Raw genomic sequence first — 10,656 nt, 5'->3', positions numbered from 1 at the left:
CCGTAAAGGCGCGGCCGGAGGCGGTAAGGAAGCAGGCGGCTGGGGTGCGCCTGCGGAGAGCGGCGGCCGCAGCCGGAAGGACGCGGCCGGAGGCGGCAAGCGCAGCGCGTACAGCGCAGGCGCGGCTGCGGCGCCGAAGGGCGACTCCGCCGGGCAAGGCGCGGCGAAGAAGCCGAGACCTGGCGGCGGCTACGGCGCCTTCGCCAGCGGTGGTGACAGCGCAGCAGCCAGCGGTTATGCTGCGGGTGCGGGTGCCGCAGGCGGGCGCGGCGGCAAGGGCGGCGCTGCGCGGGGCGGGGCCTCCAGAGGCAACGCCTCCCAAGGCGGGCCGAGCAGCGGCTACAGCACCAATGTATCCAGAGGCGCGGAAACTGACGGCTTCAGCTACGGCGCTTCGAAGGGTGCCGGCTCGGGTGCCGGTTATAATCCCGGCGGCGCGAAGTCGAGCCCGAAATTCCGGGCGCATGTAGCGCGCAGCAACGATGCCGGGGGCTACAACGCCTCTGCTCCCAAAGGCGGCTCACGCGGCGGCTCCAAGGGTGGTAAGGGCGGCTTCAGCTCGGGCGGACGCAGCAGCGGCGGGAATTCATCGCGCGGCGGGCGAAGCGGCGGCTCCGGCGGCGGTTCACGCGGCGGACGCGGCTCCTCCAGATAAAGGCGCTTTACATGTATAGCTAATCCTTGTTACCATAGGGCAGTTGGCGTAACAGCCAAGTCTCTATGGTAATATTTATTTACTGAAACCTTTTGGCTAATAGGCCTGTCTAATAGATACCGCCATAAATAATCGGGTATAAGTATAGAGAGATACAGAATGTAACCTGCACATTTGATACACAACGTTTAGGAGGATTACACAGCATGTCCAAAACCGCCAAAATTGTCATTCTACTCATCGTCGTCATTGCGGTCGGCTGGGGAATCGGGGAGTACACGGCACCGTCCGCTTCCCCGGAGAACGGAACCAATATAAACACAGGCACAGATCTGGGAGCCGAGGGGCCGGATGCAGCTCCTGAAGCTTCGGCAGTGCCGGAGCCTACGGATCAGTTAGATCCTGGCGGTTCAGGCAATGGTACTTCGGGGAATAATGATGCGGAGATGGTAGTAGCCGAGCCGGAGAGCATCGCGGTCATGGTCAATAAGCAGTACAGCCTGCCTGAGCAGTATAAGCCTTCCGATCTGGTCTATCCGGATGTTCCTTTTATTTTCTCGGAAAAGATTGAGAAGCGCATGCTGCGGCGTGAAGCGGCTGCGGCGCTGGAGGAGATGTTCGCGGGGGCGAAGGCAGACGGGGTTAATCTGGCCGGTGTGTCCGGCTACCGTTCGGAATCGACCCAGAGACGACTGTTCAATAACTATGTAGCCAGAGACGGCGAAGAGAAGGCCCGCACCTACAGCGCCATGCCGGGACACAGCGAGCATCAGACGGGACTGGCTATTGACCTGTCCGGCAGAGACGGCAAATGTGCAGCCGAGAGCTGCTTTGCAGGGACGAAGGAGGCGGAGTGGCTTGCCGCCCATGCCGCTGAATATGGCTATATCATCCGGTTCCTTGAGGGCAAGGAGGCCATTACCGGGTACAAGTACGAGCCTTGGCATGTCCGTTATGTAGGCAAGGAGATTGCTGCTTCCATCGCCGAAAGAGGGATTACACTCGAAGAATATTATGACGCCATCCCGGTGTCGAATTAATCCTATATTATAATCAGGCGGTCCCGCAATTTGCGGGGCCGTTTGTGTGTCTGGGCCGCTGAACCTGGGAAAATAAGATACGTTTTTCCACTTGCGTGCTGCTGAGGCTGGCGGAGGCTCGTCCGGGAACGGTGGTTCACCCCTAGGAACGCTGGTTAAGTAGTGGGAAACCGCACACTATGAAATGGGAGGCGTTCTGGATGTCTGAACATAATCATGTGGTGAGTAAGGACGGCAGTGTGACCATGAACCGGGTAACGGAGGCGCTGGACCGGATCGATTCGGGGCAGAAGGAGATGATTCTGGACAACTTCGAGCATTTCAAGGCGTATTTAGGAAAGCGCATTCAACTGGCGCAAAAAATCGGTCTCAGCGACGAACAGCTTGCACTGGCCGCCGAGAAAATCGCCGGTTACCTGGCAGCGTATGAGGAGCCCCGCAATAGCGAAGAAAAGCTGCTGCTGGAATTGTGGAAGGCCGGAAACAAGGATGAGCGCCATCGGCTGGCGCATATGCTGGTGAAGATGGTGCAGCAGTAGCAGAAGCAGCGCCGGTAAGCAACACAAGCAATATGGCTCCCTGAAAAAGTAACATGAACAGCGTTGTTGTACTCATTCCTATGAAAGTAAATCAGGCGGTTCCGCGATCCATGCGGAGCCGCCTGTTTATTATGCAAGTAACCTTTGACACATCAGTCTGTGGCTGAACCGTATCTTGTGAGCTTGCTTGGGCAGCATTATAATCTTCCGGTTGTGAATTATATCGGTGCGGGTATAGTTAGTATAGGGTGTGCGGTACTCTGAAGCCACGAAAATCCAACCCATTGGAGCTGCTCTCATATGAAATTAAGCATTCTCGATCAATCCCCGGTGCCGGAGGGAAGCACTCCGGCCGAGGCGCTCCGGCAGACGGCGCTGCTGGCCCGCGAAGCGGAACGGCTCGGTTATCACCGCTTCTGGGTCGCGGAGCATCATGCTGCGCCGGGCCTCGCCAGCTCCAGCCCGGAAGTGCTGATGGCGCATCTTGCTGCGGTGACCTCATCGATCCGCATCGGCTCGGGAGCGGTGCTGCTCCCGCATTACAGTGCGTTCAAGGTCGCGGAGAATTTTCGCGTCCTGGAGGCGCTCTATCCCGGGCGGATCGATCTCGGGATAGGGAGGGCGGCAGGCGGCGGTGCTCTGGCCGCCAAAGCACTACAGGATACCCGTGTGACTATTGACGACGTTGACCGGTACGAGCAGCAGGTCCAGGAGCTGGTAGCCTACCTCTATGAATCTGAGGGCGGAGCCTCCCCGCACTGTTATGCCGGATTACGGGCAACGCCTGCGGTGGACTCAGCCCCGGAAGTCTGGCTGCTGGGCTCAAGCCGGGAGAGTGCGGCGCTCTCGGTCCGGCTTGGCACCGGATATGCCTTCGCACGGTTCATAGCCAGGAACGGGGGAGCGGGCGCGGTGCATGAGTACCAGGATAGCTTCGCACCGTCCGTGGCTGCTGCATCGCCGAAGTCGCTGCTTGCGGTGTTCGCAGTATGTGCGGAGACATCGGCCGGGGCAGACCGGCTGGCTGCCAGTATGGATCTCTCACTGGTCAGCCTGGAGAGGGAACACCTCTCTGCCCCGACCCCGTCCGTTGAGACTGCGCTGAACTATACATATACCCCTTACGACCGCTTCACCATTACAGATAACCGGAAGCGGATGGTCATAGGCTCGCCCGCCGAAGTCAGGGAGCAGCTTCAGCTGCTGGCAGAAGAATACCGCTGCGGGGAGCTGATGATTTCTTCGCATATTCATGAGTTCGGGGACAAGCTGCAATCCATCCGGCTCATCGCCGAAGCCTGCGGGCTGGAGCGCAGGGCGTAGCCGTCGCCGCCGGAATTTGGTTTTGGCTGCGAATAGGGTAAAATGAAGAGGTTACTTATATACAGCTTAAAGCGCACTTCAAAACTGGGCCATACAGCCGAAAGGAAGCGAAGCAGAGATGTCGATTTATAGTTTTGCCGGAGTGACGCCTTCGGGTACAGAAGTGCCGTTTAAGGATTATGAGGGCAAGGTGCTGCTGATCGCCAATACGGCCAGCAAGTGTGGACTGACCCCGCAATACGGAGATTTACAGAAGCTGTACGAGCAGTACGGGGACCAGGGGCTGGTGGTGCTGGGCTTTCCGTGCAACCAGTTTGCCGGTCAGGAGCCGGGCACAAGCGAGGAAGCGGAGTCCTTTTGCCAGATTAACTATGGAGTCACGTTCCCGGTGTTCGCCAAGGTTGATGTGAATGGTCCGGACGCGAGCCTGCTGTTTCAATACTTGAAGGGCCAGCAGCCGGGTGACGGCGAGAGCAGTGATATCCAGTGGAACTTCACGAAGTTCCTGGTGGACCGCAGCGGCAATGTAGCGGCCCGTGTCGAGCCGAAGGAATCACCGGAGAGCATGAAGGGGCTTATCGAATCCCTGTTGTAAAGAGGCTGAAATCATCCGCTCTGAAGGCAAGAGCCAGGCTATACGTGATCTCCCGGATAGTGGTGCAGATGCGCCCGGTCCGGGAGTTTTCTATAAAATTAAGTTTCACCCTGTATGAAAATTATCCTTGAATCTTTTCAGGGACCCTGTATCCTTTGAAGAGAAATGTTTCGCCTGACACCATGAATCGCACACAGGAAGCAAGGATGCAGGATAATAACGGCAGGAGGGTTACATAACGGCATGAGGTTAATTACAGAGGTAGCATCGGCAGCGGGGATCAAGGAAGAGCATTTGGAACTGTACGGCAAATATAAAAGCAAGCTGGCGCCCTCGCTCTGGGCAGAGCTGAAGCACCAACCGGACGGCAAGCTGGTTCTGGTTACCGCGATGAATCCTACACCGGCAGGTGAAGGCAAGACGCTGACGACGATTGGACTCGCCCAGGCGATGAATGCGGCGGGTGTGCGTACGGTAGCTGCGCTTCGTGAACCCTCGCTTGGTCCCTGCCTGGGAATGAAGGGCGGAGCGACCGGGGGCGGCAAGGCGCAGATCGTTCCGGCAGATGAGATTAACCTGCATTTTACAGGGGATATCCATGCAGTGACGTCAGCGCACAACCTGCTCTCGGCGATGATCGACAATCATATGTTCCAGGGCAATAGCCTGGGGCTTGATCCGCAGCGGATCGTCTGGAAAAGGGTTATGGATATGAATGACCGCAGCCTGCGGAATATCGTGACCGGCATTGGCGACGGCAACGGAACTGTGCGGGAGAGCGGTTTTCAGATTACTACAGCCTCCGAGATTATGGCCGTGCTCTGCCTGTGCAGCGACCTTGCAGATCTGAAGCAGCGGCTCAGCCGCATTCTGGTCGGTTATGACCATGCAGGTCAGCCGGTAACCGCACAGGCGATTGGAGCCGTGGAGGCGATGACTGCGCTGCTGAAGGAAGCCGTGAAGCCGAATCTGGTGCAGACGCTGGAAGGAACCCCGGTCATTGTGCATGGCGGCCCGTTCGCCAATATTGCCCACGGCTGCAGCAGTGTGATCGGAACCCGCTACGCGCTGAAGCTGGGCGATGTGGTGGTGACGGAGGCAGGCTTCGGCGCGGACCTGGGCGCGGAGAAATTCATGGATATCAAATGCCGCCAGGCCGGGCTGGCACCTTCGGCTGCTGTCCTGGTGGTGACAGTGAAGTCGCTGAAATACAACGGCGGCGTCCGCAAGGAAGAGCTGCATCAAGGCAACCAGCCGGCGCTGCTCTCCGGATTGTCCAATATGGAGCGGCATATTGAGAATCTGCGCAAGTTCGGCGTGCCTGTGCTGGTGGCGCTGAATCATTTTGAAGGGGATGCCCCTGCTGAAGTGAATGAGGTGCTGGAGGCCTGCGGGCGGCTGGGGGTACCTGCTGCGGTATCCAAGGTATGGGCGGAGGGAAGTGCGGGCGGACAGGAGCTGGCTAAGGAGCTGATGAAGCTGCTGGACCGGGAGGAGCCTGTGCAGTACGCACCGCTGTATGAAGACCACCTGGATATTCCGTCCAAAATCAACCGCATCGTCACAGAGATCTACCGTGGAGCGGGAGTAGCCTTCTCTCCGGCCGCCAAGCGCAGCCTGGCTATTATTGACCGGCTGGGCCTGCACCATCTGCAGGTCTGCATGGCCAAAACCCCGTATTCCTTCTCGGATCAGCCCCGGCTGCTCGGAGCCCCGGAAGGCTTCACCATGGGCGTCCGGGACATCACCCTGTCCCTCGGGGCGGGATTCGCAGTAGTGATCACCGGGAACATAGTCACAATGCCGGGCCTCCCCGCCAAGCCGGCGGCAGAAGGCATACTGGTGGATGAGGATGGCGTAATTTCCGGTCTGGAATAAGACATCCTCAGTTAATAGGTGTAGTTTGGCCTCACTTTACCGCAGGTATGCTGCGGAGGGTGAGGCTATTTGGTATGCAAAAACAAACATGTCTTTCAAGGCACAACTCCAGCATGAAAATGAGCAGCGTGTTAAAAACAGAACGAACACAATGGGACCGGGTGCGCCGCATAAGCCGAATGTAATCGAAAAACCGAACACAATTGAACCGGGTGCGTCGCGTAAGCCAAGCTCCCTCCTGCTGTTTCCTGCTCCTGACAGACATAATGCCCCTCCTCCGGGGAAAACTAACTCAAGGTTGAAGAGCGCAGCGGCGGCACAAGTAGAGTGGATGATGCGGTGAAACTCCAAAGTTATTAAAATTTGAAATTGTGAACATTGTGAGAAAAATCACAAAAGTGCTTGTAATGTGACAAATATCACAATATAATCAATGTATAAAGTGAAAACAATCACAAATGTAACCAAACGTAAACACAAGCCCTACTAAATAAGCTTTTCAACTTGGAGGAGGAAGAAATCATGAAAGTAGCAGTCATTGGATGTACCCACGCCGGAACGGCCGCCATTGTAAATACCGCACAGTTATACCCGGATGCACAGATTACGGTGTATGAGCGCAACGATAATATCTCATTCCTGTCTTGCGGCATTGCCTTATACGTTGGCGGCGTGGTCAAGGACCCGCAGGGACTATTCTATTCCTCCCCGGAACAACTTGCCGCTCTGGGTGTGCAGACAAAGATGCGCCATGAGGTAATCAACGTGGACACCGCCCGTAAAACCCTGAAAGCCCGCAACCTCGTGACCGGCGAGGAAATGGAAGATACTTTTGACAAATTGATTATGACTACAGGCTCATGGCCGATTGTGCCTAAGCTCGAAGGAATAGATTTGGAGGGCATCCTGCTCTCGAAGAACTACAATCACTCCAACACCATTATCGAAGAAGCGCAGAAGGTGAACAGAATCACTGTGGTCGGTGCCGGATATATCGGGGTTGAGCTGGTGGAAGCTTTTCAGATGAATGGCAAGGAAGTTACGCTGATTGATGGGGAAGAGCGGATTCTGAGCAAATATCTCGATGAAGAATTCACCGCACCGATTCAGCAGTCGCTTGAGGATCATGGCATTAAGCTGGCGCTTGGCGAGAAGGTTGCTTCCTTCGCCGGTGAGAACGGCAGAGTGACCAAGGTGATTACGAGCAAGGGTGAACATGAGACGGATCTGGTCATTCTCTGCATCGGCTTCCGTCCGAATACCGAGCTGCTGAAGGGTCAAGTGGATATGCTGCCGAACGGCGCGATTATGGTTAACGATTATATGCAGACCAGCCTGCCGGATGTCTATGCTGCCGGTGACAGCTGCGCGATTCATTACAATCCAACTGGTAAACACGCATATATCCCGCTGGCCACCAACGCAGTGCGTATGGGAACGCTGGTCGCCCGCAATCTGGTCTCGAATACGATCCCTTACATGGGTACGCAAGGAACATCAGGCATCAAGATCTATGAGGACAATATTGCCGGAACCGGACTGACGGAAGAGGCTGCCGCAGCCGAGGGAATGGATACGGAAAGTGTGATGCTGATCGACAACTACCGTCCTGAGTTCATGCCAACCTTCGAGCAGGTTCAGGTAAAAGTGGTCTTTGACCGTGCCACCCGCCGCATTCTGGGCGCGCAGATTATGTCCAAGATGGATCTGACGCAGTCGATCAATACCGTATCGGTCTGCATCCAGAATAAGATGACCGTTGATCAGCTGGCCTTCATCGACTTCTTCTTCCAGCCGCATTACAACAAGCCTTGGAATTTCTTGAACACTGCAGGCCTCCAGGCTCTGCCGAAACTGGCTGCAGTCAAAGAACCTGTACATGTATAAAAGCTAACATTTTGCCGGAGCCCGCTTAGGGCTCTTTTTTTGTGCAATAGTAGCCGGGAATGAAAAAAACATTCCGTGCCGCAAGCTTTTATGGTAAATTTGACATGTCAGTGAAAACTTTCACTTGGGTTTTCGGATAGTGACTTTTATCACGTTAATGTGATTGTGATCACGTTACAATGGCATAAAGGAACAAATTTTAAGTAATATTAGAAGGGGATAGGAATCATGGCTTATAACAAACCGCAGGGAATCGCTGAAGTGACGGTAGAGAACGGAGTTAAGAAGGCACATAATCCGCTCAGCACTGTACTCATTCTTGGTTTTCTGGGAGGAGCGTTTATCGCGCTCGGATTTTTGCTGGATATTCGTGTCATTGCAGGTGCTCCTGCCGAGTGGGGATCAATTGCCAACTTCATCGGGGCTGCGGTGTTCCCGGTCGGACTGATCCTGGTGCTGCTTGCGGGCGGGGAGCTGCTGACAGGGAATATGATGGCTGTGCCGCTGGCTTTTATTGCGAAGAAGATTTCCTTCTGGGAAGTCATTAAGAACCTCGTGCTGATTACACTCAGCAACCTGGCAGGCGCCTTGTTCGTCGCTTATTTCTTCGGTCACATCGTTGGCCTTACATCAGATGGTGTGTATCTGGAGAAGCTGGTAAGTATGGCGGAGCATAAGATCGATGCTACGTTCCTGCAGGCCTTCATCTCCGGGATCGGCTGTAACTGGCTCGTAGCGCTGGCGGTATGGCTGTCGTACGGGGCAGATAATTTCAGCGGCAAAATCCTCGGTATCTGGTTCCCGACCATGGCGTTTGTAGCCATCGGCTTCCAGCACGTTGTAGCTAACATGTTCCTTATCCCTGCTGCGATCTTCGAAGGACATTTCACCTGGGGCCAGTATGTGGCCAACTTCGTTCCGGTCTGGCTGGGCAATCTGACGGGCGGCGCGATCTTCGTGGCTGCGGCGTACTGGATGGCTTATCTGCGCAAGGAGCCGGGTGCTGTGAACTCGGCCACGGGCATCCCTGCTGCGGGCTTGAAGAAACACGCTTAATCAATATCGAACCTGACCCGGTGTGAATCGCCGGACTGTAACATAGCTTGGCCAAAGCACTTCCTGCTTCTCGGCTCCCTGCTTCAAGGGATTCGTAGAGACAGGGAGTGTTTTTGTGTTACGTACAGCAGAATTATCCTCCGGACAAAACAAAATTCACCGTGCAATCCGATTCGGGGGAACGAAATCGGATCTCACGGTGAATAAAATAGGGAGTGTTTCATATGGATCATTACCCCGGGTTCCGGGGAACGAATCAGTGCCGGTAAGGTATTTTTGTTTACGTGTGAAAGAGCGGGTTATAGAATATAAATATCGCTGGCGGCGGGAAGACGGGATTGATTTTCACACAGAAAAACCTTCGCTTTCCCGCGACAAAGTATTAACGCGAATGCTTGCCCTGCCCCCTGTCTTGGGATGATACTGGATGGATTGATGACAGCTATGCTACAGGGGATGACAGACAAGTTATGAGATTCATGCAGGCCTATCCGAAGGAAATTAAAGTATTTTTGATTGCCAGTCTTATTAATGCTACCGGCAGTGCGCTGATGTGGCCGCTGGTTACAATGTATGTATTCGATGAACTGGGACGCAGTATGAAGGACGCGGGAATCGTTCTGCTGGTGCAGTCGCTCGGCGGGATTGCCGGACAGCTGCTGGGCGGTTCGTTGTACCATAAGGTAGGGGTCAATCGCCTGATTGTCGGCGCTCTGGCCATGAATGCCCTGACGCTGTTTGCCCTCCCGTGGGCGAGCGGAAGCTGGAGCATATTCATTATCGTGATGGGGATGATGGGATTGTTCAACTCCCTCTCGCTCCCAGCCATTCAGGCGTTTATCGGCTTCCGGTTCGCGGAGCAGCGCGCGGAGTTGTTCAATATCATCTATGTTGCCAATAATATAGGGGTAGCTCTGGGAACCGCGCTGAGCGGCTTCCTGGGTAATTATATGCTGAGCTTTGTGCTGAACGGGGTCACCTCGGCGGTGTTCGCCTGCTTCTTCTTCGTCTATCTGCGCAAGGTAGGGGCGGCATCGGCTCATAGCACATTATCGAAAAAGCAACCGCAGAATGAGGTGTCGGGTTGGAGACTCCTCGGCCATATACAGATCTATCTGTTCATGGCGGTGGGCTCGCTGTTCCTGCTGATCGGCAATTCGATCTGGAACAGCGGAGTCTCGCCGTTCATTATCTCGGAAGGCTGGTCGAAGCAGCTATACGGCTTCCTCTGGACGCTGAACGGCGTGCTGATCTTCGCGGCGCAGCCGCTGGTCAGCCTGATCAAACGCTGGTTCGCGCAGACTTCAACCGCGCAGATGACAGCAAGCGCCGTCTTTTACCTGGGCGGGTATGCTGTAATTCTGTTTATGCCAAGCTATCCGGGGATGCTGCTGGGCATGGTGCTGGCTACTCTTGGGGAGATGCTGATCTCTCCGGCGATGCCATCCTTCATCTCGGAGCATACCCAGCGCAGCGCGCCGTTCTATCTCGGGCTTAGCGGCGGGATTGGCGCAATCGGCCGTGTCATCGGGCCTTATCTGATGGGCGTTCAGTTCGACAGGGGCGGTCTTGCGCCAACCGGCTGGCTCGCTTGCGGCATGGCCGTGCTGTCTGTAGGATTCTTCGCGGTCCACGCCTATGTGAACCGTTCAGCTGTACAGCCTGAGCGCAGGACTGCATAAT

The 10,656-nt window shown here is 55.4% G+C and carries 8 protein-coding genes and 1 pseudogene; all 9 read left to right on the top strand.

Translation table 11 applies throughout. From position 1 onward, the window contains the following. Nucleotides 1–655, top strand: a pseudogene (locus tag ACFSX3_RS01680) (DEAD/DEAH box helicase); the annotation flags it as partial. Between the two features lie 206 nt (nt 656–861). Then, a complete protein-coding gene (locus ACFSX3_RS01675; protein WP_209989153.1) occupies nt 862–1,695 on the top strand; it encodes a M15 family metallopeptidase in 834 nt (277 codons plus the stop codon). A gap of 200 nt (nt 1,696–1,895) precedes the next feature. After that, nucleotides 1,896–2,234 carry a DUF3243 domain-containing protein gene (locus tag ACFSX3_RS01670; protein ID WP_209989151.1) on the top strand — a complete coding sequence of 113 codons (339 nt, stop codon included), beginning with the start codon at nt 1,896–1,898 and terminating at the stop codon, nt 2,232–2,234. A gap of 300 nt (nt 2,235–2,534) precedes the next feature. Further along, on the top strand, nt 2,535–3,557 hold the full coding sequence (locus ACFSX3_RS01665; RefSeq protein WP_209989148.1) for an LLM class flavin-dependent oxidoreductase: 1,023 nt from the start codon (nt 2,535–2,537) through the stop codon (nt 3,555–3,557). 118 nt (nt 3,558–3,675) lie between these two features. Continuing rightward, the gene (locus ACFSX3_RS01660) at nt 3,676–4,152 is read left to right on the top strand and encodes a glutathione peroxidase (protein ID WP_209989147.1); all 477 of its coding nucleotides are present in this window, start codon (nt 3,676–3,678) and stop codon (nt 4,150–4,152) included. A 243-nt stretch (nt 4,153–4,395) separates the two neighbouring features. Beyond that, nucleotides 4,396–6,030 (top strand): formate--tetrahydrofolate ligase, encoded by a 1,635-nt coding sequence (locus ACFSX3_RS01655; RefSeq protein ID WP_209989146.1) that lies wholly within the window; start codon nt 4,396–4,398, stop codon nt 6,028–6,030. A 522-nt stretch (nt 6,031–6,552) separates the two neighbouring features. Then, nucleotides 6,553–7,917, top strand: coding sequence for an FAD-dependent oxidoreductase (locus ACFSX3_RS01650; RefSeq protein ID WP_209989143.1), 1,365 nt, complete (start codon nt 6,553–6,555; stop codon nt 7,915–7,917). 228 nt (nt 7,918–8,145) lie between these two features. Then, nucleotides 8,146–8,973 carry a formate/nitrite transporter family protein gene (locus tag ACFSX3_RS01645; protein ID WP_209989139.1) on the top strand — a complete coding sequence of 276 codons (828 nt, stop codon included), beginning with the start codon at nt 8,146–8,148 and terminating at the stop codon, nt 8,971–8,973. A 470-nt stretch (nt 8,974–9,443) separates the two neighbouring features. Further along, nucleotides 9,444–10,655, top strand: a complete 1,212-nt coding sequence (locus ACFSX3_RS01640) for an MFS transporter (RefSeq protein WP_209989136.1) — start codon at nt 9,444–9,446, stop codon at nt 10,653–10,655. Nucleotide 10,656 lies beyond the last annotated feature (1 nt).

Source organism: Paenibacillus rhizoplanae (assembly GCF_042684125.1).
In the GTDB taxonomy this organism is placed as follows: Bacteria; Bacillota; Bacilli; order Paenibacillales; family Paenibacillaceae; genus Paenibacillus_AQ; species Paenibacillus_AQ rhizoplanae.
This window is presented reverse-complemented; position numbering and strand designations above follow the sequence as displayed.

What these genes read in the sequence shown, in the direction of transcription:
- ACFSX3_RS01675 (WP_209989153.1), top strand. Translation starts at nt 862, where the DNA reads ATGTCCAAAACCGCCAAAATTGTCATTCTACTCATCGTCGTCATTGCG.
- ACFSX3_RS01670 (WP_209989151.1), top strand. Translation starts at nt 1,896, where the DNA reads ATGTCTGAACATAATCATGTGGTGAGTAAGGACGGCAGTGTGACCATG.
- ACFSX3_RS01665 (WP_209989148.1), top strand. Translation starts at nt 2,535, where the DNA reads ATGAAATTAAGCATTCTCGATCAATCCCCGGTGCCGGAGGGAAGCACT.
- ACFSX3_RS01660 (WP_209989147.1), top strand. Translation starts at nt 3,676, where the DNA reads ATGTCGATTTATAGTTTTGCCGGAGTGACGCCTTCGGGTACAGAAGTG.
- ACFSX3_RS01655 (WP_209989146.1), top strand. Translation starts at nt 4,396, where the DNA reads ATGAGGTTAATTACAGAGGTAGCATCGGCAGCGGGGATCAAGGAAGAG.
- ACFSX3_RS01650 (WP_209989143.1), top strand. Translation starts at nt 6,553, where the DNA reads ATGAAAGTAGCAGTCATTGGATGTACCCACGCCGGAACGGCCGCCATT.
- ACFSX3_RS01645 (WP_209989139.1), top strand. Translation starts at nt 8,146, where the DNA reads ATGGCTTATAACAAACCGCAGGGAATCGCTGAAGTGACGGTAGAGAAC.
- ACFSX3_RS01640 (WP_209989136.1), top strand. Translation starts at nt 9,444, where the DNA reads ATGAGATTCATGCAGGCCTATCCGAAGGAAATTAAAGTATTTTTGATT.